Origin of the sequence: Oceanobacillus saliphilus, assembly GCF_023522835.1 — a bacterium.
Lineage (GTDB): Bacteria > Bacillota > Bacilli > Bacillales > Amphibacillaceae > Oceanobacillus > Oceanobacillus saliphilus.
The window spans coordinates 51385-73211 of the sequence record NZ_JALCZU010000004.1 but is presented as its reverse complement, the minus strand read 5'-3'; the positions used below and the strand labels follow the sequence as shown (position 1 = coordinate 73211).

Here is a 21827-nt window from a genome sequence, read left to right as displayed (position 1 = left end):
AGTTCCTCCTTGCAAATACTTACATAGATTTACGATTCAATATAAAAAGGATAATCCTTTAAGATTCAGATGTAAAGTTTTTATTTTAGGGGCAACTGTCATTCCTTAAATTTTGTCGAAGGGGGGTGACAGGCATTTTCTATCTATTTATAAAGCCATCGGACGAGTCCAGGATTCCTTTTATCTTAGTTGCGTGGAGTTTTTCACCAGTTAGCCATCTATTGAAATCAAAGATTAGTGGTTGTCTGTCTCCCCCAAGTGCAATCCAAGATTTCATTTCTTTTGGTAAGTACGCAGCTGTATGCAAGGTCCCTGCCCATGCACCATACTTTTTGGAGAAAATTCCTTTATCGGTATCATTCAGCATACGATAAGCATTGTATGGATCTCTCACATTTCTCTGTTGCTTCTCCATTAGTTCCTGCCTTCTGAGCGAATCATCCATTCGGTAGCGGTTTTCTTCCGTTAATTCCTCAAAATGATTTGTGCATATGTTTGCTTTCCGAATAATGACGTCTCTCGGTGAAACTTCCGCAACAACTGATTCAGCAGTCTGATCGAGCAGAACATAGCTGAAGGAGTGCCGATGTGGGATTTCCTTCATAAGTGATACCGCTTCATCAACCGTTGCACAAGTCTCCAAAACAATTCGCCCTATCATATTGCAAACAAAACCATCATCTGATTTTATCCGGTTAACAAAGTTATATCCCATTGCAAGACCTTTTTCGTTCATGCCATCTGTACGCCCTGTGATTTGCATAGAGGGGCCAATTACCGCATAACCTTGATCAGTCGGCTGGTATAGTACATACCTACCTTCATAGGAGAGCGGAGCATTATCATAATTGCGAATCATATAGTCGGAATCCGTGAAAATGGAACAGCCACTTCGTCCATATTCGTAGTAATACCCACCAAACTCGCGAATTGCATCCACCATTTTCATGGATAATGCATCAGAGAGCCCATTAAGTTCTTCCCATATTGCAGGGGCAAACCGGGTAAAAACCTGTTTAACTTCATTCTCTTCAACAAGATAATTTCTCCAGCGTGATTTCCACTGCTTCTTGCGGTTTAACAGGATCGGAGAGTTTTTCAACTGCTCCCCCTGCATATATCCAAAATCATAATGATTACCACGAAACTGAATGATATCACTGAATACGTTAGTCATTGTATTTCTCCTTTAGTAACCAAGTGCTAAGAAAAGTTTACTTGATATCGTTCGTTATGGAAATGAATATGCTTTAATCGGGGTATAGATTATTACTCTGATTAACTTAACGTTTGTATCGTGAAATTGATAAATAAATCTTGGTATAATTAGGAGAGATGGAGATACACTGCTTCAGTTGACTTTGGATTAGCTGTTAGGCTTCTTCACAGTTGATATAAAATGCGACGTAACTTAAGTTTATTCTTTGAGATAAGTGCTCTTGCCGCCGTCCGGGTTCGCTCTGGGCGGATGCGCATCCTTAGGGCACGCCTCAGCCCCGAAGAGAAAACCACTCTTCTGATCTTCGGACACGTGCTTTTCCCGCGTCACAGCTTATATCAAATCCAAATGTAATTAATTAAGTTACTTCGGAGTTCACACAAAATATGAGGCTTATAAACCAACAAAAAATACGAAAACCAGCCTTACTTTTTTCAAAGCTTAGCAAGGCGTTTCGTAAAGGCTTTCTAAGTTTACCCCAGTTAAACGGTTCAACCTATTTTATTGGTGCAAAAGTTGAGTTTTTTATTTATCTGATTGGACACAGTGGGAGGAATACATGATGCAACAAAGCTTTCAATCGATCTATGAAAGATTGTATGATTATTATGGACCGCAAAACTGGTGGCCCGCAGACACGCCGTTTGAAATGATGATTGGGTCGATACTCGTTCAGAATACGAATTGGAGAAATGTGGACAAGGCGCTTTCTCAGCTTAGGCCTCATTTAAAACCTGAACTGATCCATGAGATGCCGGTTGATGAGCTGGCACAAATCATACGGTCAAGTGGTTATTTCAATATAAAAGCAAAACGGATTAAAGCTTTCATGAACTGGTTTAAATTGTATAACGATGATGTCGGGGAAATAAAAAAGAAAGATAAAAAGCAATTGCGCTATGAACTTTTGAAGATTAATGGAATCGGGCGAGAAACAGCAGATGTGATTTTGTTATATGCATTTGATAAAGCCATATTTGTTGTGGATGCATATGCCAGAAGAATTTTTTACAGAATTGGCTTTGACATGCCTGCTGCATATGATGGATTCAGAATGGAAGTCGAAAAAGAATTACCAAACGATCTCGAATTATTTAATGAGTATCACGCCTTGCTTGTTCAACATGGAAAAAATCATTGTAAATCATCACCATTATGCAACGGATGTCCGTTAAACGCTATATGTGAACAAAGACTGACTTAATGGGAGGTTTAAGTATTTCCTCTTTTTTCCATTTCGTCAATCTTTCTCTGTAATTCGTGAATCTGTTTTTGCATGTGGTTAAATTGATGTATTCCTATAGTATTTACATCGGTTGGTTTTTTGCCTAGTATTCTTTGTTCATATATAATTGTAGATCCTGCAAAGGAAATGATACTGCCAATTGTAGCTATCATGCCACCATAATAGATAAGCTTATCACCAATAACAACTGGAGAGTTTTTGTTAGGGTTGTTCATTACATTGCACTCCTATAAAAATTTATCCCGCATTAACGTAAAGTAAGACCCCCCACTTCAAAAATTAAAGAGAACGAAGGTGGGGGATGAGGATTACCCCACTGAGTGAAGTTTCACTTTATAAAACAGCATATGTCATATGAAGATAAAGATTTACAACTAAATGCTGAATAATAAATTTGCAATGTAACCTAATTTTGTCTAATCGTTTTCATCCCTTTTGACTTTATTATTCAACGCATGTATATCCTCTTCTTCAGCAATTTCTGTCTGCATATGGGCGCGGTAAAATCCCTTATCTAATTCAGTGTCTGTTAATACTTTTTCCTTCATATAAATATGGAATATTGCTTCAGTCAAAGCGACACCAAAACCAACGGATAGAGCTGAAGCAAAGATGGCGGGTCCAGTTCCGATGAATAGGACACTTAGTATCCAGACTAAAAAAGTAACAAGGACAAAGTCAGCTACAGTGGCACTAAAATAACCCAATCTGGGGAGGATGAAAAGGTCTCCGATTATATACGTAACTCCTGTTAAAAGCACACTCATGAAAAATATTTCACCAAGTCCTGCTGTTAAAAATAATGGTAGAATAGAGTAAAGAACAATAGCGATAACTGTAAATTTAATACCCAATGCTTTTAAGTGTCTCAAAATTAAACTTCCTTTCAGGAAAAGAGATGGTATCTATGATTAGCATTTGGATTTTTTGATGAACTATACCGTGTAATTTACAATAATGAAGAGGAGGAGATTAGTATGGCAGAGTTAAAATATGAAATTATCGAAACAATTGCAGTGCTTTCAGAATCACCAAAGGGTTGGACAAAAGAGCTGAATTTGATCAGTTGGAATGGGAGAGAACCTAAATATGATTTACGCGATTGGGCACCAGGAAAAGAAAAAATGGGTAAAGGTGTCACCTTAACCAAAGAGGAATTGAAAAAACTCCTGGAGATAATGCCAGCATTTGAATAATAAACTCCTGGAGATAATGCCAGCATTTGAATAATAAACTCCGCCATTGGATCTGTACCATCTTTTACCGTTATACATAATCCAAAAAATCTAAGGAATAATATAGAAAGATTTTTAACGAACCAAACAATGGAGGTACGTATATCGTGGAACAGAACATGCACGAGCAATTACAGCATGCGAGTCAGCAAATCAAAGAAGCACAGGATGCCATTCTACGGGCACAAGGTTACGATCGTAAACTGCTTGAACAAGCGGAGCAGCAGTTACAGGAAGCAGAACAGGCATTGCAACATACACAGGATCAGGCAGGTACGGAAGCAACTGAGAATTCACAATTTCAGCAGGCATATCAGAATCTGCATGATACACGTCAACAAGTAAAGGAAGCACAGCAAAATATAAATGACGTTTTATAAGAAATGGTGGAAACTTCAAAAAGAGGTTTCCTATTTTTTTTTGGCAGATGGATCAAATACATATTCCTACTGTCTTCTCCTGAGTCGGTTTTTACTTTATGAGCATATAAATCATTTGTATGGATAAAATTAAAGGTGTATAACCTTAAGGCCTTATGTCAAAAGGTTTTTTCTTATTGCATCAAAAACCCCTCCTCAGGATGAAGAGGAGGGAGAGATGTGAATAATCATGATTTTTTCGGTACATATTTCATAACAGGTTAAGGTTTATTTCTTTATTGCTGAGAGTTGTTGTTACCTAGTGTGTTTGTTAAATCTTGTAAATTTTGGTTGTTTGCCATGTTTTGGAATGGTTTCGCTACTTGCTGAACTGTTGGGTTGTTCATGGCGTTAGATAACTGTTGTGGCAAACGCTGAAATGTGCCATTTTGGACACCTCTTGTAATCCCGTAAATAGCGGCACCAGCTGCAGCAGTCGTGATTACCGCTGTCATTACACCTTGTCGATTATTCATATTCATCAACATCTCCTTTGTTTTGTTTGTGAAGTGTTTTTAGCAGGTAGGATAGGGTAAACTTACCAACCTGCATAGTGCAACGAAGGCTGTCACCGAAAAGCCTGGTGACAACCAAGTTTTCTAAGAAACACAGTATTAGTTTTGATAAATAAGCTAAAAATATACTGAAATTGATTTCCATTTTATTTACTAAAAATAACAACAAAAATAAAATACGTTGGATTCTTTTTGACAAAAGAGGATATGGGGGATTACTGTTGGTGAAAATTAAAGTAATGACATATAACATTCACCATGGAGTTGGCACAGATCAGCGATTGGATTTAAATCGAATTGCTGAGGTCATTAGAAAGAGTAACAGTGACATCATTGCGTTAAATGAAGTTGATAAATATTTTTCAAAACGAAGCGATTATATGGATCAAATAGGTTGGCTTGCCAATCACTTAAACATGGACTATGCTTTCGCTCCAGCTCTGTCTTTAAAATCTAAAGGAACGCTGCCACGACGACAATACGGAATTGCATTGCTGTCACGATTTTCGATACTAACTAAAAAAGTACACGCATTTGAATTCATACCGGGACTGTTTGAAGGGAGGTCGATTCTTGATACGACCATCCAAATTCATGAAAAAATAGTTAATGTCCATGTAACTCATCTAAGCCTTAATCCATTTCTGCATCGAATACAAACATCTTTTATCGTTGATCTGCTGAAAGATAATCCATATCCAGTTATTGTCATGGGTGATTGTAATATGAAACCCAGATCAAAAGGGTGGCGGAAAATAACGCGTGTTTTTCAGGATGCATGGCTTCTTGAAGGGAAGGGGAGCGGGTACACATACTCAACGTTACGTCCCCGATTCAGATTAGATTATATTTTTGTTGATCGGAATTTTGATGTTATTCAAGCTGAAATGGAAACAACTAATCCAAAAGCCTCTGACCATTTCCCAGTCAAAGCTCAGCTTCATTTAAAATAGCTAAAAATCCATCATAAGAAAGTTACGGAAAGGAAAATAAATAAGTATGCCAACTACTCATTCTCAGAAAAAAAAAGTCATTATGATAATGATTGATACGTTAATGGATTTACCTTTACAGGAAGCATTAAAGAATGAGAAAGCTCCTGCATTACAATTTTTTATGGAAAATGGACGTTATTTTCCCAATCTTGTCTGTCCATTTCCAACCATGTCAGTCAATGTTGACAGTACGTTATTAACAGGTGTGTATTGTGATAAACATAAAGTCCCTGGATTAGTCTGGTATAACGAAAAAGAAAAACGAATCGTAAATTATGGAAGTGACGTGAAAGAGCTTCTTAAACTGGGATTAAATCAATCCATGATGGATATATTCTATAATTTAAATCATGTTCACTTAAATAAAATGCACGCGACATTTCATGAAACCTTCAAGGAAAAGGGTATACATACTGGATCCATCAATGCACTCTTATACAGAGGGAGTACTTCCGATCATCTCAAAATACCATTTCTATTGTCATTATTGACAGGAATGGACAGAGAGCTTAAGACGTATACGCCGGATTATTTCACTTACGGTGGGATGCACAAAGTAAACCCAAAAGGAAATATTACGGACATTTTGAAAAAGTACGGATTTAATGATAAATTTTCTGCCAATGAACTAAGCTATCTTATTAGAGAAGATCTACTCCCGCCTTTTACCATAGCTTATTTTCCGGATTATGACCAAAGTGTACATAAAAACGGAATAATGGATACAAAAGGCATTCAAAAGGTGGATAAACAATTGCAACGAATATTAAATGAAAATGAATCATGGGAGGATGCACTCGAAAATAATATTTGGATAATTATTGGGGATAATGGTCAGGCAAATATTGAAAGAAGCCGTAAAAAGGCGTTAATCAATTTAAGGGAACTCTTAAGCTCCTATAGTATTGTTAAGTTAAGAAGAGGTGTTACGGCTGAGGATGAAATCGTGCTGGGGGTCAACGAAAGAATGTCTTATATTTATACACTTAACCCGAAAAAGGTACCTCTGACAGCTATAGCCCAAATCATGCAACAAGACTATCGAATTGATGTCATTGCATGTAAACAAGGAGATGCAATAACCGTAACATCCGGGGTCCGTGATGGTCAACTTCAATTTAGTCCGAATGGGATCCTCAGTGATGAATACGGAAAACATTGGAATGTTGAAGGGGATTTGGAGATTTTGGATATTAAAAAAGAAGGGAATAATATAACCTTTGGAGAATATCCGGATGCTTTAGCACGATTGCATGCATCCCTTTTTTCGCATGAAGGTGAATACATGGTAGTAAGTGCGAAACCGGGCTATGAATTCAAGGGTGAGAGTTCTCCAACCCATATTGGTGGTGCCAGTCATGGGGGATTGCATGCACAAGATTCATTGGTATCCATGATTGTTTATGGTACAAATTCCTCCCCTAAATATTTACGTACAGTCGATTTAAAGGATTGGCTCATTTCATTGATTTGAGTTTTACTTTTTCCAACAGTATCGGATATTGGATGAAAAGTTTAACAGTATCTTCATGTATTTCTTTCCTTCTTACGGGAAGATTATGAACGATCTTTAAAAAGGAGGGATAGCTATGAGTAATTTAACAGAACTAGAAGTTGAACATTTACGGCATATAATTGGTGGGCATGGTACGATTGCAACTAAATTAGAAACCTATGCACAAAATTGTACAGACCAAGAGTTTAAAACAATTTTAGAACGGGATGCCCAGGCAGCAAGACAAGCCCAGCAACAACTAATGACTTTTTTAGGATAAGGAGGAAATGCAATGCTACAGGATAAAGATATGGTAAATGATTACTTAGCAGGACTGAATGCAAGCTTGAAGGGGTATGCAGGTTATATTAGCGAGACTAATAATCCTGAACTTAGGCAAGCATTAATTCAATTGAGAAATCAAGATGAAAATCGTCAACGAACAGTATACGACCTTGCGCTTCAAAAGGGCTACTATCAACCTGCTGCTCCAGCTTCCCAAGAGGTTGTCCAACAGGTGAAAACGCAATTGACTTCCGGACAGTAAGCAAAGAGGAAAGTTTCTAAAAGAGACTGCACCGAACGAAGTATTCCCGGTGCAGTCTCTTTAATTTATCCATGGATGTAATTAGTACCTCAGCGAGAAGTTTCACTTTATTCATAGAAGAGCTATGATTTGAATGGAATGGAAAATTGCCTTGCTGCCTCGTTCATTTAATCTCCTACGGTCGGAACAGTTCAATAGGATAATCAGGATTATTGCCTCTATTCTTAAAAGGAGTGTAGAATAAAAGTGTAATGAGTAATGACTTTTATTATTGAAAGGAAGATGCAGTTTGGCAACGATTGAACGTGCAAGTAAAGAAGATGCAAGCGAAATTTTATCCATCCAAAAGCTCGCATACATAAGTGAAGCGGAAATATACAATGATTATGAGATTATGCCTCTAAAGGAAGATATCGAGACTGCAATACAGTCATTTGACAAGAATATTGTACTCAAATATGTTACGGACGATGGAAAGATTGTTGGCTCTATTAGAGCTTACGAGGAAGCGGGAGAATGCCACATCAATAAACTTATGGTACATCCTGAATATCAAAATCAAGGTATAGGCAGAAAGTTATTGGAAGAAATAGAAAAATATTTTGAACATGTTACATTCAAATTGTTTACTGGCAGTCTTTCAACAAAGAACATCGCTCTATATGAGAAGCTTGGATATAAAGGCTATAAAACAGGCAAGCTTGATGTGGAAGATACGATTTTTCTATTTATGGAAAAGTCATAACGAAAACAATAGGAATTCAGTCGACCAACTTTGTCTGCAACTTAAAAACAGCCATTTAAATGGTTGGAGATATGAGGGGAAATCAGTGATCGAAGTAACGAAACTGGATCTGGATTCGACAAAACGTTCCATTGTGATTACAGATATACATGCAAGTTTAAAGCTTTTTAAACAGCTTTTGGAAAAGGTGAATTACATAGACGATGATTATTTGTTTATTAATGGAGACCTTTGTGAGAAAGGACCAAACAGCTTGGAAGTTGTGCGATTTGTAAGAGCGTTAAAAAAGAAATCGGAACATGTATTTGTTACGAAGGGAAATTGTGATGTGATTTATCGCCCTGTATTTGATGGGATGAATGGAATAACCGGATACATGAAAAAACAGAGGTACTCCATATTAAATGAAATGATGGAGAAACACGGTAAAACACTTGAAGATTTCCCCAACTTAGAAAAGTTAGCAGCCTTTTATCGTCTATACTTTCAGCAAGAGATAGAATGGCTGGAGTCACTTCCAGTTGCTTATGAAACAGCTGACCATATCATGATTCACGCAGGCATTGATAACCACGATAATTGGTTGCATACAGAGGAATCTGTCGCTCTTTCTGTCCCATCCTTTTATGAATTGTGTCATCAGGCTGGAAAACCAGTAATTGTAGGACATTGGCCAGTTGTTAACTATCGCACACAGCAAGTATGTTCAAATAATCCTTTAATAGATTTGGATAAAAGGGTTATTGCCCTGGATGGCGGCAATCAAATCAAAAGAGATGGTCAGTTAAATGCCTTAATCATCGAAAATGGACATTACTCCTATACATATGTGGACGAATTAACGGAGGAAGCATCGATTAAAAAAAATCATACAGATAGTACTGGCAGAATCGGAACGGTTACATATCCGAATTATGAATTAGAAATAATCGGGAAGGAAGAATACTTCACACTGTGCGAAATTAAAAACCTTGGAATAAAACAATGGGTTAAAAACGAATACATCGCATCTTCAGAGGGGAAAGTATGTTGCACAGATGACCTTAGTACAACGTTTCTATCTGTAGCAGAGAATGAAAAGGTATGGGTTATTGAAAATAAATGTGCCGGGTATACACTTGTGAAGAATTCCAATGGTGAGGTAGGATGGGTACCTGACGACTGTTTTGAATAACCGTGTAGGGAGGTTTCGGCTTCATTACAAATTACTCAACTTGCGCACCAATAAAATAGGGTTTAATTAAACTGGGTTTGCAGCAAGGTTTAATTCCGTTAGTTTACCGATTTACACTGAATTTGTTAAATCTCATCCAAAACTTGATTTTAATCAAGTTAATCTATTGAAATATGTCTTATCATTAAACTATAAACAAGAAGGAGGATAATAAAATGAGTAAAGGCGTATTTCAATTAGAACCCCTAACTTGTCCGTCATGTATAAAAAAGATTGAAACAACATTGAGTAAAACTGAAGGAGTAGTATCAGCAAAAGTGTTATTCAATTCCAGTAAGGTCCGAACCGAATTTGATGATTCCAAAATTGAAGCAAGCAAGATAGAGGAAACGATAAGCAAATTAGGCTATCCGGTAAAATCAGCAAAAGTATCTTAACTTTATATATATTCCAAGAAAGGCATTGAAATTTAAATTTCAGTGTCTTTCCTTTTCTAACGCGCAATACGTTTAATCAGATTGAATCCTAAAAATAAGGAAAAAGAGGCTGCTTTACAATCTGTCCAAGCATAATAAGGCTTTACAACAGTGCTAATTAACTTTACGATTTAAGTAGAGTTACGCACAAAGGCAGCAGAAATACGGATAGGAGAGTGAAACAAATGGTAAGAAAAGAAGCGCACACTCACCAGCCATGCGTTCATCATACCAATGAAACACATCATTCTTGTGTATCATTGGTACCAATTTTTAATCATTTGGAAGAGGAGCAGATGGATGAGATTATGGGGACGGCCCGATCCGTTTCATTTAAGAAGGGAGAAATTATTTATCATGCAGGGGATGAATCCGATTCCCTCTATATTGTAAATAAAGGGAAAGTTAGAATTTATCGGTTATCAGAATCTGGAAAAGAACAGCTTGTACGGATATTAAATCCAGGTGAGTATACAGGAGAATACGCGTTATTTAATGAATCCACTCATGAGTCATATGCCGAAGCGATTATGAACACGAGTATTTGTATGATTAGACGAACTGATTTACAACATCTGCTTTTAAAATATCCATCCATTTCATTTAAAATTATTACGGAATTTTCTAAAAGGCTGGACCAATCAGAAACACAAACAACTCGTTTTGCGACGGAAAAAGTTGAGACAAGAATTGCGCTATTCTTGGCTGAGTGTCTTGAGGACGAATCAAACGAGTTTTCTTTACCGATGAGCAAGAAGGATTTAGCCTCGTATTTGGGGACGACTCCAGAAACAATCAGCCGTAAGTTGGCAGACCTTGAAGAACAAGGGCTCATAAAGCAGAAAACACATAAAAGGATTGAAGTTTTAGATCTAGATGGGCTTCTCTTTGTCTAAAAAGTGATATGTAATCTATAAAAGTTAATTTATCCTGCATGAACGGACTTTTGAACCGCTACCCTAAGTGAAGTATGACATGATGATGGTTTTTTTCAAAAAGAGAATACTGTCTACTCGCGTTTGCTACGATATAACGTGGCAAACGGATATTTTATTTTACCGAAACTTATCTAAACTGATCGCTTTGGCAAATGATTAGGATACTCTTTACTCAACTATATTAAATCACTAAGGGAATCCTTAAAGCAATATGCAGGAATTTCTATACGAACACCTGGAGGTACACGTCGATTTACATGCTGGTTTGTGGACAGTAATATGTTCATGGAAGTCTCTACCTTGTGCGTTATTTAGTGAAGTGATTTGCATAGGAGCTTGCCACAAACGAATCTGGTTTAATTTTAGGCTCAATACCCAAGGATTCCATTCGTAATACCATTTCATCGACAAAGATCTTCGTCTTATTTCTGCTTCCAGAACCAATATCGATATGACCTTCGATAGCGAAGGATGCGCCTTTATAGATATTTGGCAGCACGATATCGATAAGCTGTTCCTTCTTTTCCTCCGTAAACATGGATACTACTTCCTCTGTTAATGTTGTTTCAAAAGAGATTCTCTCATGAAGGTTATTTAATTTTCTTGGTATGATCACTTTTCGGATGCATGCCCAAGCCCCTTTTGTTTCGCAATGAATGACAATCCCTGTGATAAACCTCGTATGACTCGGATGGATCTGGGAATCAGTTCCGAACATAAGCTTATAGCATCCATTTGGGTCATGATACATAAACCTTTTAATATATTGAAATACTTGGGAGAATGACATATGCTTCTGGCTCAGATTCTGGAATGTAATGGCAGATCTCTCTTCACATATCACGTAGAAAAAAACCCCTTCCTGAATTGGCAAAGCCCTTGAGTGAAGTTTCCCTTTATATTTACATACTTATATTATAATTATAAGTATAAAATAATTAAAAATTCCTAAAAAAAAGTAAAATTAATTTAACAGTTTCTTTTATTATGTAAAAAGAGGTGATGGCATGCAACATGCACTTGTAATAGGAGGTACTGGGATGCTGGCGAAAGTAACCCTTGATCTCGTTAACCGAGGGTATAACGTATCAGTTATTGGCCGTAATCAAACTCGTATGGATCAACTGATGAACATGGCAGAGGACAGTTCAAAAATCACTCCTTTATTCGTTGACTACAGGAATGAAAATGAATTGAAGGAAGCCGTTAGAAAGACTATTCGGCAGAATGGAAGGATAGATTTGGCTATAGCGTGGATTCACTCTGTTGCAGAGAATGCATTGAATATTATCAGCGCGGAAATATCAAAAACTACAGTTAAGTGGGATTTGTTCCATATTGTTGGAAGCAGCAGCGATCTGGATCAAATAAAAAGAAAAGCAGATGTTCCTAAAAGTTGTGTATATCATCAGATTCAGCTTGGCTTTATGATTGATGGGACAAAGTCGAGATGGTTAACACACGATGAAATAGGTGCAGGGGTCATTAAAGCAATGGAGAAAAGGCAACCAGTACATATTGTAGGTACAGTCGACCCCTGGGAACTTAGACCATAAACGTTTCATAACACCTTGGTAATGTGTGAACGATGCATTGTTATGTAAAGTATTATACTTTACATAACAATTTGCACCATGAAACTGACATATAAGCCTTACTACTTAAACCTATTTTATCGTGCGAAAGTTGAGAAATAAATTAAATAACATATAATCTTTCCCTACTAATATAGTAAACTATAGAAGATTAATTAATTTGCTGGAGGTTACAATGAAAGAAATTGTTATTGCATTAGCAGAAATCGTAAATAATATACACGATATTCTCATAGATATATTTGGTTTAAGGATGACTGATAAAGAACTTCATTTTTGGGTCATTGGATTAATAGGGATGTTCACATTCTTTATGGTTTACTTCTTTTTTAAGTTACTTGAAAGGATGAAATGGAGCACAACCATTTTTTCTTTCATTTATACATTTACGGTTATGATTGTACTCGTCTTTGCCATAGAGCTGCAGCAGGCAATTACGAACAGGGGAAATATGGAATTTGCGGATGCGGTAATGGGTTTATGGGGCTTTCTTGTCATGTTTTTTGTCTATGCTTTACTTGCATCAATTATTTATATCATCATAAAGTTCTACAGAAACAGAAGAAAATAGAGCCGATCTAGAAAACGTAGACAAATGCCTTCTTACAACCTTGCACATTGATAAGCTTATCCTCTATTACCAACCAAAAAAACGTCCCATCTGCACGTGAGATGGAGACGTTTTTTGCTATCCGATTTGTACTGCTATTGCATATCAGGCTTACATTCTTCAAAATGTGGTGCCAAAATTTCTTTTAATGTGTTAACACTGTTGCTGAATTTTTCCCTTTCATCCTCATCCAAATCAAGCTCAATAATCTCCCGTATACCATTCCGATTAATAACTGCCGGTACACCAATATAAACATGATCTTCCCCGTAAGTACCATGGAGATGGGCGGATATGGTAAGGATGGAGTTTTCATTTGAAAGTATTGCTTTTGTGATTCTGGCGAGACCCATTGCGATTCCATAATAGGTTGCACCTTTACTTTTAATAATAGCATAGGCTGCATCCCTTACATTGACAAAAATGTCGTCGAGATCTTCAAGTTTATATTGCTCATTTCTGCTGATCAGTTTCCGTATTGGTGTCGTACCAATACTTGCTGAACTGTACACAGGCAATTCACTATCTCCATGCTCGCCGATAATATATGCATGAACATTATTAGGTGCAACTTGAAAATACTCACCAAGTGAATAACGGAATCTCGCCGTATCTAGAATGGTACCAGATCCAATAACCCGCTCACTTGGAAGTCCACTGAATTTCCAAGTAGCATATGTCAAAATGTCAACGGGATTGGTAGCAACAAGGAAAATTCCGTCAAAACCACTTTCCATTACTTGATCTACAATGCTTTTGAATATCGTTAAGTTCTTTTCAACTAAATCAAGCCTTGTCTCGCCAGGTTTCTGATTGGCGCCAGCACAAATGACGACCAAGTCAACATTGCTGCAGTCTTCATAGGTTCCAAAGCGAATGTTCATTGGATTGGGTGCAAATCCTTTACCGTGATTCAAATCGATGACATCACCCTTTGCTTTATCTTCATTCAAATCAATCATAACGAGGTCATTCACAATTCCCTGATTCATTAATGCAAAAGCATAACTGGATCCAACAAAGCCAGTTCCAACTAAAGCTACACGACTAATACGTATATCATTATTCAGCATTATCACTTACCTCCACCATTTCATTTTTATATAGTATATCCTAACCTTGTTACTGCTACCTAAAACACTTGAACAAATCTGACAATTTTGTTAACCGGGTATAGATGAATTTACTTCAATGTTTCACTTCATGTATACTGATGTGAAGGTGTTCACGAACCTGATTGCATATAGGAGGCATAACAATGAACAAGCTTAAAGAAATGACGATGGAGCAGAAAAATAAATTGGTCCTTCTAATTATTTTAGCTATAATATCAGGTTTTGCGATAATCGGACAAGGTTATTTATTTGTTATGATTATCGATCGTATTTTTTTGAAGGATCATTCCTTTTCAGAAATTACGCCATTATTAGTAGGGCTCGTGGCAGTTCTTTTAACGAGAACCTTTTTCACTTTTTGGAGTGGGAGAACAGGGATTAAGATGGCTTCAATCGTGAAGGGGAAATTAAGACAGTCCCTTTTAAATAAATTTTCGAATAGCCCTAGGCAAGCATCCATGCATGGGCAATCCGGACAAAAGGTGAGCGTCATGATGGATACGGTGGATGAAATCGACAGCTATTATAGCAGCTATCTTCCACAAGTCATCCAGTCATCCGTCATTCCAATCATGCTTCTTATCGTCATTTTCATGGAACACTGGGCAACAGGTGTCATTATTCTGGTTACGGCACCATTTATCCCCATTTTTATGATGGTCATTGGATTTAAAACGAAAGATAAATCGGAAGAACAATTTGATAAAATGGCTGCATTTTCAGGGACGTTTCTGGATACATTACAGGGGTTAACGACACTTAAATTGTTCGGACGTTCCGAGCAGCAAAGAGATAAAATTCGAAAAAGCAGCTTGGATTTCCGTGATGCAACAATGGAGGTACTGAAGATAGCCTTCTCCAATTCGTTAGCACTTGAATTTATATCCATGCTAAGTATTGGTCTTGTGGCACTGGAAGTTGCGGTGCGCATGATTATTTTTCAGGATATCACATTTTATACCGGTTTCTTAATGTTAATACTTGCTCCAGAGTTTTATACCAAATTGAAGGATTTAGGTAGTGCCTTTCATACTGGAAGAACGAGCATGGGAGCTGCGAAGAAATTGGAAAATGAGTTGTCTGAACAGGAACAGGCAGTTGAATGGGGAGAAGCGTCTATTCCAACGAATCAACCACCTTCCATTGAACTAGCTGGTGCTGGGTTTAGCTATGAATCGAATGGGTTTGCTATTGAAAATATCAGTACGGTCATTCGTCCTTATGAACAGGTTGCAATTATAGGTAAAACTGGTGCAGGAAAATCGACACTTCTAAATATGATAGCAGGTCTTGTTTCACTAAAAGAAGGTGAAATGAGAATCAATGGAGAGAAAAGAGAGCGGATCAGTGAAAAATCCTGGTTTGATAGCCTAAGCTATATTTCCCAGGACCCATATCTTTTTTCAGGAACGATTGCGGATAACATCGCAATTGGTTCTATAGAGGAAACGACACGTGAAGAAATAATCAAAGCAGCTGAGAAGGCCGGATTAAATAAACTAATCGATACACTTGAAAAAGGGTATGATACACCAATTGGCGAAGCAGGAAGAGGAATATCTGGTGGCGAAAAACAGCGGATTGCTATTGCAAGAGCCTTCTTAAAACGTCCTTCTATCATTCTTTTTGACGAACCAACTACCGGATTGGATTTGCAAACAGAGCAAATCCTCCAATCGTCTATCAAAGAGCTTGGAGAAAATTCAACCGTTATTACCGTAGCTCACAGACTGTATACGGTTAAGAATGCAGATAAAATTCTGTTGCTGGATAACGGAGAACTACGTGCAACCGGTACCCATACAGATCTGTTAGAGTCAGATGAAATGTATCGAAATATGGTACATACACAACAGGGAGGGAAAGCGGAATGAAGGGTTTAAGAACGGTAATTCTCGTTTTGCTGAAGGAGAAAAAAGATATTGTTCTTTCCATTATCTGTGGATTCATTGCCGGAATTACTGCTGTCGGTCTTTTTTCTTCTAGTGGATATTTAATTTCACAGGCCGCACTTGCTCCGCCTATTTATACATTAATGGTGCTTGTTGCCGTCGTCAAACTGCTTGGAATTATTTCCGCATTAAGCAGATATGGGGAGAGATATTTTTCCCACCGAGGAACATTTACGATGCTTGGCAACCTGCGTGTATCTTTTTATGAAAAACTCGAACCCCTTGCTCCAGCAATTTTTCAAAAATATCGAAGTGGGGATTTGCTATCCAGAATCGTTGGGGATGTGGAGACATTACAAAATTACTTCCTACGAGTTTTTTATCCACCGATCGTTATTGTACTCGTATTTCTCGTTACTATATTTTTTACAACATTCATATCCATCCAAACGGCATTGATTCTCGTTTTGGGGTTGCTCTTGACAACTTTTGTTGTTCCAGCCCTTTTTGGATACAGACAACGAAAAGTGGATCGTAAAGTAAGGCAGCGCAGAGGGAAACTATCCACAGATGTCACCGAGTTTTTATATGGTTTTCGAGATTTGAAAATATATCAGCAAGTACATGACAAAGAAAAGGATTTACTTCAGTCATCGAATCATTATGTGGAGGAGCAGGAACGGGAAAGCATCCATAATTTGTTTAGTGAATCGGTAAATACCTTTATATCACTTCTCGTTTCTGTAACTGTTCTGGCAGTGGGAGCTTACTTGGTTACTGTGGGGCAATTGGACGGAATATTTCTTGCCTTGCTTGTCATGATATCACTGACAGTATTTGAAAATACAACTGCCATGGCTGCGTATCCAAGCCATCTACAGGATAGCAGACAAGCTGTAGCGAGATTGGATACGGTTGTAAATGAAGAGGAGCCGTTGCAGCAAAATCAGACAGAAACGATGGAGCAAGGAATCGCTCCCTCCATTGAATTTAAAAATGTGCATTTTTCCTTTCCAGGAGAAACAGGTGATACACTGAAAAATATATCCTTGAATCTTCCAGCAGGATCTAAAACAGCAATCGTTGGTCCCAGTGGCTCAGGAAAATCGACAATCATGCAACTGTTACTGAAAATATACCCTGTCGGTAATGGGGATATCTATTTCAATAACCAATCGTTCTTGCAAGCAACACAGGAAAGCGTCTGGGAAAATGCCAATGTTGTACTGCAATCGAATCATTTTTTCTATGGAACCATTAGAGAAAATCTTGAACTTGCTAAGGATGGTTTGCGTGATGAAGAAATGAAGGAAATACTCCGAAACGTAGAGCTAGGCCATTTCGATCTCGATGATCAGGTGCTGGAAAAGGGGGAGAATCTTTCGGGTGGAGAGAAGCAACGATTAGCAATAGCCAGAGTTCTAGCACGGAAAGCCCCTTTATGGTTACTGGATGAACCGACCTCATCGATTGATGTATTAACAGAATCGAAACTGTACGAGCGTCTCTTTGAAGTCGCGAAAGATGATACCGTTATTCTTATCAGTCACCGACTTACAGGCCTAGAGAAAATGGATCAAATTATCGTAATGGAAAAGGGAACAATTATTGAATCCGGAACTTATGAAGAATTGATGAATCAAAAAGGCTACTTCCAGCAGATGAAAGAGATTGAAAAGAGTGTATTTCTTGGGGAGTAAGAGCACTTTTGGGAATAAGAAAAAGGCAGTCTAACGTATAACACCTTTAGACTGCCTTTTTAAATTGCCACATTGTTGCATTCCATTAATCTTTCTTCGTAACGATGTCATCTTTACCAGCTACCAAAAATGCGAGTGCGATCGCAACGATAATAATGAGAAAGGGAGCAATAAATATTAGAAAATCGTTAAACATCTGGATCACTCCTCCTTATTGTTATTTCCTTGTACATAGTCCTTATCAAAAAGAAACAGTTTCATTAATAAATATAAGGATGGGAGCAGGAGAGCCATTCCTAGAATAAATGCGATGACAAGTGAGATTGCCATTGCTCTATTGGTGAATCCTTCATATATTGTCAGATGTGGATATAGTAAATATGGATAATGTGATATTCCATACGCGAAAAATGCCAAAGCGAATTGTCCTACAAGTAAACCGAATGCAATTCCATAATTTTTCCGTTTCCATAGAAGCCAAACGGTTCCAATCCATAATACGAATGATAAGGCGAACATCCACCAAAGATCCATAATCCTGGAAAAGTGTTCTTCATTATGAAAACTCAATTCATAGATAATACCACTAGCTGTAATAATTAATGGTATTGACCAACCGATTGCATATTTTCGCATGAGACCAGTAGCTTTTTCGTCACCGGTTTTATTTGCGTACCAAGTTAGGAATACAGCCGAGATATAAAGTACAGCTGCAATACTAAGCACAACAATTGACCATGTTAATGGACTCGTAAATAAGGCTGCATAATCGAGTACCGGATTTCCATCAATAATGGATACAAACCCACCTTCTGAAATAGTCAGCACAATGGATAAAGAAGCTGGAATCAATAAGCCCGAAGCTCCATACATAAATGCATATCCCCTGTGACCCTTCGTTCCATACGATTCAAAGGCATAGTAGGAACCCCGAATTGCAAGCAATATCAAACCAATACTTCCCGGAATGAGTAGTATCGTTCCGAAGTAGTATGCTGATTGTGGGAAGAACCCGACAATTCCTACGAAAAAGAAGACAAAGAATACATTTGTCACTTCCCAGACAGGAGAAAGATAACGTTGAATTATATTTGACAAAATATGCTGTTTGCCTGTGATGATGCTGTGGGCATTAAAGAAACCTGCGCCATAATCAATGGAACCGACAATAACATATCCAAACAGGAATAACCAAAGTACGGACATACCAAGAATCTCTAAGCTCATGATGGATCACCACCCTGCATTTTTTCGAGCTCTTTCTCGACGGGATCATTTTTGAAAATTCGCCTGATCACGACAACTGTTCCAATTCCAAGAACAAGGTAAAGACCTGCAAACAGGATAAACATATGTCCGACATATTCACTCGTTGTTGCTGCTTGATCAACCGTCATAATCCCTCTTAATATCCAAGGTTGTCGACCAACTTCAGCCATCCACCATCCTGCTTCAATTGCAAGGAAGGATAATGGTCCACCGAGCACAATGAGCCAACGGTACCAATTTGCCTTAACAAATGGCCATGCTCTCCTAATGCCTATCCAGTAAACAAGGGATAGAAGAACCATAAATCCGCCAATCGTAACCATGGTGTCAAAGAAATAATGTATGACCAGTGGAGGTTGTTCTTCGACAGGGAATTCATTCAACCCGATAACCTCAGATGTAGGATTTCCGTGAGCAAGAATACTTAATGCAAATGGAATCCGAAGTGCATACTTCACTTCCTGATTTTCATCTAATACGCCATACATGAGCAATGGTGCGCCTTCTTCTGTTTCAAAATGCCATTCAGCAGCAGCCAGTTTTTCTGGTTGGTATTCTGCTAAGTATTTACCGGAGAGATCTCCAATTAATGCAGCAGCTATTGCGAATACGAGACCAACTTTCATTGTCATATACAACGCTTTTTTGTGATATTCATGATTGGATCCTTTAATTAACTTGAAAGCAGCAATCGCTGCAAGCATAAATGCTACTGTCATATAAGCTGTAGCTAAAACATGCGATACCTTTGTAGGCATGGATGCAGTAAACATTGCTGCCAATGGGTTTGCATTCAAAAGTTGCCCATTCACTATATCAAATCCACCTGGTGAATTCATAAACGAATTTACGATGGTAATAAAGAAAGCTGACATCCCTGCTCCTAGGGCAACTGGGATTAACAATAGGAAATGTTTTTTGGGATTATCAAATCGATCCCATGTGTATAAATAAATACCTAAGAAAATTGCTTCAAAGAAGAAAGCAAATACTTCCATAAATAAAGGTAATGCAATAATATTACCGGCAAGTTCCATAAACCTAGGCCATAGTAAAGAAAGCTGTAGTCCAATAATCGTACCTGTTACAACACCAACGGCAACAGTCACAACAAAACCTTTCGCCCATCTTCTTGCCATCAAAATATAATGATTATCATTCTTTTTGATTCCAATCCATTGTGCAATCATAATCATGAGTGGTACCCCAACCCCGATCGTTGCATAGATAATGTGAAAGGATAAGGTTAGAAGAGTAAGTAATCTACTAGCGTATACTGGATCATCAAATAACAATGTAAAATCCCCCTCTTAATAGTACGCAAGTATGGAGCATAAATAAGCGCTTTTTTAATATGCATTACAGTAGTTTGTTAAATAATGCACATGTTTAAATTATAACACGTATAACGAACAGGAATGTAATTTTCTTATGGCAAATTTCCAACATCGAAATGAATATCTTGTGAACAAATATATTAAATTCAAGTATATGCAAATCGAGTACATGTACATTACATTACCCAAAGCGTTACCGTAATAACCTTTTTTTAGCAAGTAAGAAATTTTAGATTTTATACTGCATATAAGTGCAACTTAGGCATGGGCTTAAAGGCTTAGGCAGTTGCTGCGTTTTTAAATATCGAATGTGTAATGTTTCTCAGTTAGAAAAATTCCCTTTTCATACGTTCGTTCCACAAAAGTGACATGATTGTTATGATCGATTAATATAACAGTAGAAGAGCGTGTTCCGTAGTCTGGAGTTCGTATGAATAATGGCGAGAGTTTTCTTTCGAGTTCTATGCCCACTCCTGTATGTGGGAGTTCTTTATCCCCAGCCTCTTCAGCATCAGAGACAATTTCAAATAGCTTATCGATATTCATATCCTTATTTTGATTCAAATAAGTTTCCAGCATACTTCGGCCTTTTCTGACTTTAGGCCATGGTGTATTCAGGAAATGATTGCTCAAAGCGTGTGTGCCTCTACTGACTTTTATGATATTATCCTCAATATTATTATAATAGAACAATTGCTCAGCATTGCCGACAATGACATTGAACCCTGCATAACGTTTATTGCTAGCACTTAAGTTTTTTAAATATTCGTCAGGAGTCACTTCTGTTGTCAAATAGTTGGTTACAATTTCACCTCGGGAAGTTTTGTTTTGTCCTTCCATGTCTGGATCCCGATAATTAGTCAATGCTGCGATGCGACCGCTTTTCGTGATGCCGAGCCATGTACCCATCAGCAATAGATCCCTACCTGCAAGTATTTCAGGATAATCTTCCCAAAACCCGGCCTCAGACGTGGGTCGCTTGTAAAACTCATCCCGATTGGCAACGATGACCAACTTATATTTTGGATGGTTATGAAACTGAAAATTGATTAAACACATGGCGGGATTTTCTCCTTTTTTCCCAATTATAAATGCATTGTACGTTGATTACCAAAAAATTGGCTTAACAGGAAAAAATTTATCTGGCAGTACTCATGGAACCATGCTATACTTATCAAGCGATGAGCTGATTTGTGTAAGACGGAAGGATAACGCAATACATGTGATGTGAACCACATGGTCCTGCGCCACAATTATAAACGCATAGAAAGAGGCTGCCTTATTAAGCAGCCTCTTTTTTCATAC

25 protein-coding genes are annotated in these 21827 nt (G+C 37.7%); 15 read left to right on the top strand and 10 right to left on the bottom strand.

The window, feature by feature from the left end; translation table 11 throughout:
* Positions 1 to 139: 139 nt before the first annotated feature.
* Positions 140 to 1177: a C45 family autoproteolytic acyltransferase/hydrolase gene (locus MN204_RS08410; RefSeq protein ID WP_249870641.1), complete on the bottom strand. Its 1038-nt coding sequence runs from the start codon at positions 1175 to 1177 to the stop codon at positions 140 to 142.
* 601 nt (positions 1178 to 1778) lie between these two features.
* On the opposite strand from MN204_RS08410, the gene MN204_RS08405 reads away from it, so the two are divergent.
* Positions 1779 to 2423, top strand: coding sequence for an endonuclease III domain-containing protein (locus MN204_RS08405; RefSeq protein ID WP_438804698.1), 645 nt, complete (start codon positions 1779 to 1781; stop codon positions 2421 to 2423).
* 8 nt (positions 2424 to 2431) lie between these two features.
* Here MN204_RS08405 and MN204_RS08400 read toward each other — a convergent pair whose 3' ends face one another.
* Together MN204_RS08400 and MN204_RS08395 are read right to left on the bottom strand one after the other, a co-directional pair.
* Positions 2432 to 2680, bottom strand: coding sequence for a hypothetical protein (locus MN204_RS08400; RefSeq protein ID WP_249870640.1), 249 nt, complete (start codon positions 2678 to 2680; stop codon positions 2432 to 2434).
* Between the two features lie 201 nt (positions 2681 to 2881).
* The gene (locus MN204_RS08395) at positions 2882 to 3337 is read right to left on the bottom strand and encodes a YndM family protein (protein WP_249870639.1); all 456 of its coding nucleotides are present in this window, start codon (positions 3335 to 3337) and stop codon (positions 2882 to 2884) included.
* Between the two features lie 105 nt (positions 3338 to 3442).
* Here MN204_RS08395 and MN204_RS08390 point away from each other — a divergent pair, with 105 nt between their 5' ends.
* Positions 3443 to 3661 (top strand): YdbC family protein, encoded by a 219-nt coding sequence (locus tag MN204_RS08390; protein ID WP_249870638.1) that lies wholly within the window; start codon positions 3443 to 3445, stop codon positions 3659 to 3661.
* Positions 3662 to 3807: 146 nt separating this feature from the next.
* Entirely contained in the window at positions 3808 to 4080 is a 273-nt protein-coding gene (locus tag MN204_RS08385) for a hypothetical protein (RefSeq protein WP_249870637.1), read from the top strand.
* A 275-nt stretch (positions 4081 to 4355) separates the two neighbouring features.
* On the opposite strand, the gene MN204_RS08380 is transcribed toward MN204_RS08385, so the two are convergent.
* Positions 4356 to 4595: a hypothetical protein gene (locus tag MN204_RS08380; RefSeq protein WP_249870636.1), complete on the bottom strand. Its 240-nt coding sequence runs from the start codon at positions 4593 to 4595 to the stop codon at positions 4356 to 4358.
* Positions 4596 to 4858: 263 nt separating this feature from the next.
* Between MN204_RS08380 and MN204_RS08375 the strand changes: the two genes are divergently transcribed.
* From MN204_RS08375 to MN204_RS08340, 8 genes are all read left to right on the top strand, one after another.
* Positions 4859 to 5587, top strand: coding sequence for an endonuclease/exonuclease/phosphatase family protein (locus tag MN204_RS08375; RefSeq protein WP_249870856.1), 729 nt, complete (start codon positions 4859 to 4861; stop codon positions 5585 to 5587).
* Positions 5588 to 5633: 46 nt separating this feature from the next.
* On the top strand, positions 5634 to 7103 hold the full coding sequence (locus MN204_RS08370; RefSeq protein ID WP_249870635.1) for an alkaline phosphatase family protein: 1470 nt from the start codon (positions 5634 to 5636) through the stop codon (positions 7101 to 7103).
* A gap of 115 nt (positions 7104 to 7218) precedes the next feature.
* Entirely contained in the window at positions 7219 to 7404 is a 186-nt protein-coding gene (locus MN204_RS08365) for a hypothetical protein (protein ID WP_249870634.1), read from the top strand.
* A gap of 12 nt (positions 7405 to 7416) precedes the next feature.
* Complete coding sequence (locus MN204_RS08360) at positions 7417 to 7671, top strand: spore coat protein (protein ID WP_249870633.1); 255 nt, start codon at positions 7417 to 7419, stop codon at positions 7669 to 7671.
* Positions 7672 to 7960: 289 nt separating this feature from the next.
* Positions 7961 to 8416, top strand: a complete 456-nt coding sequence (locus tag MN204_RS08355; protein WP_249870632.1) for a GNAT family N-acetyltransferase — start codon at positions 7961 to 7963, stop codon at positions 8414 to 8416.
* Positions 8417 to 8501: 85 nt separating this feature from the next.
* On the top strand, positions 8502 to 9590 hold the full coding sequence (locus MN204_RS08350) for a metallophosphoesterase (protein ID WP_249870631.1): 1089 nt from the start codon (positions 8502 to 8504) through the stop codon (positions 9588 to 9590).
* A gap of 215 nt (positions 9591 to 9805) precedes the next feature.
* Positions 9806 to 10027: a heavy-metal-associated domain-containing protein gene (locus MN204_RS08345; protein ID WP_249870630.1), complete on the top strand. Its 222-nt coding sequence runs from the start codon at positions 9806 to 9808 to the stop codon at positions 10025 to 10027.
* A 224-nt stretch (positions 10028 to 10251) separates the two neighbouring features.
* Positions 10252 to 10962, top strand: a complete 711-nt coding sequence (locus MN204_RS08340) for a Crp/Fnr family transcriptional regulator (protein WP_249870629.1) — start codon at positions 10252 to 10254, stop codon at positions 10960 to 10962.
* Positions 10963 to 11311: 349 nt separating this feature from the next.
* Here the strand turns inward: MN204_RS08340 and MN204_RS08335 are convergent, their stop codons facing one another.
* Complete coding sequence (locus MN204_RS08335; RefSeq protein WP_249870855.1) at positions 11312 to 11794, bottom strand: ribonuclease H-like YkuK family protein; 483 nt, start codon at positions 11792 to 11794, stop codon at positions 11312 to 11314.
* Between the two features lie 217 nt (positions 11795 to 12011).
* Here MN204_RS08335 and MN204_RS08330 point away from each other — a divergent pair, with 217 nt between their 5' ends.
* Together MN204_RS08330 and MN204_RS08325 are read left to right on the top strand one after the other, a co-directional pair.
* Positions 12012 to 12560 carry a short-chain dehydrogenase gene (locus tag MN204_RS08330; protein WP_306798634.1) on the top strand — a complete coding sequence of 183 codons (549 nt, stop codon included), beginning with the start codon at positions 12012 to 12014 and terminating at the stop codon, positions 12558 to 12560.
* A 214-nt stretch (positions 12561 to 12774) separates the two neighbouring features.
* The gene (locus tag MN204_RS08325; RefSeq protein ID WP_249870627.1) at positions 12775 to 13170 is read left to right on the top strand and encodes a hypothetical protein; all 396 of its coding nucleotides are present in this window, start codon (positions 12775 to 12777) and stop codon (positions 13168 to 13170) included.
* Positions 13171 to 13304: 134 nt separating this feature from the next.
* On the opposite strand, the gene MN204_RS08320 is transcribed toward MN204_RS08325, so the two are convergent.
* Positions 13305 to 14282 (bottom strand): L-lactate dehydrogenase, encoded by a 978-nt coding sequence (locus MN204_RS08320; RefSeq protein WP_249870626.1) that lies wholly within the window; start codon positions 14280 to 14282, stop codon positions 13305 to 13307.
* Between the two features lie 185 nt (positions 14283 to 14467).
* On the opposite strand from MN204_RS08320, the gene cydD reads away from it, so the two are divergent.
* The gene (gene cydD, locus MN204_RS08315; RefSeq protein ID WP_249870625.1) at positions 14468 to 16198 is read left to right on the top strand and encodes a thiol reductant ABC exporter subunit CydD; all 1731 of its coding nucleotides are present in this window, start codon (positions 14468 to 14470) and stop codon (positions 16196 to 16198) included.
* Positions 16195 to 17916: a thiol reductant ABC exporter subunit CydC gene (gene cydC, locus MN204_RS08310; protein ID WP_249870624.1), complete on the top strand. Its 1722-nt coding sequence runs from the start codon at positions 16195 to 16197 to the stop codon at positions 17914 to 17916. The genes cydD and cydC overlap by 4 nt, the downstream gene beginning before the upstream one ends.
* Before the next feature lie 85 nt (positions 17917 to 18001).
* On the opposite strand, the gene cydS is transcribed toward cydC, so the two are convergent.
* From cydS to MN204_RS08295, 4 genes are all read right to left on the bottom strand, one after another.
* The gene (gene cydS / locus MN204_RS21720) at positions 18002 to 18112 is read right to left on the bottom strand and encodes a cytochrome bd oxidase small subunit CydS family protein (protein WP_438804697.1); all 111 of its coding nucleotides are present in this window, start codon (positions 18110 to 18112) and stop codon (positions 18002 to 18004) included.
* Between the two features lie 5 nt (positions 18113 to 18117).
* Entirely contained in the window at positions 18118 to 19143 is a 1026-nt protein-coding gene (locus tag MN204_RS08305; RefSeq protein WP_249870623.1) for a cytochrome d ubiquinol oxidase subunit II, read from the bottom strand.
* Positions 19140 to 20480, bottom strand: a complete 1341-nt coding sequence (locus MN204_RS08300) for a cytochrome ubiquinol oxidase subunit I (RefSeq protein ID WP_249870622.1) — start codon at positions 20478 to 20480, stop codon at positions 19140 to 19142. The genes MN204_RS08305 and MN204_RS08300 overlap by 4 nt, the downstream gene beginning before the upstream one ends.
* A 339-nt stretch (positions 20481 to 20819) precedes the next feature.
* Positions 20820 to 21581 carry an NRDE family protein gene (locus tag MN204_RS08295; protein ID WP_249870621.1) on the bottom strand — a complete coding sequence of 254 codons (762 nt, stop codon included), beginning with the start codon at positions 21579 to 21581 and terminating at the stop codon, positions 20820 to 20822.
* Positions 21582 to 21827 lie beyond the last annotated feature (246 nt).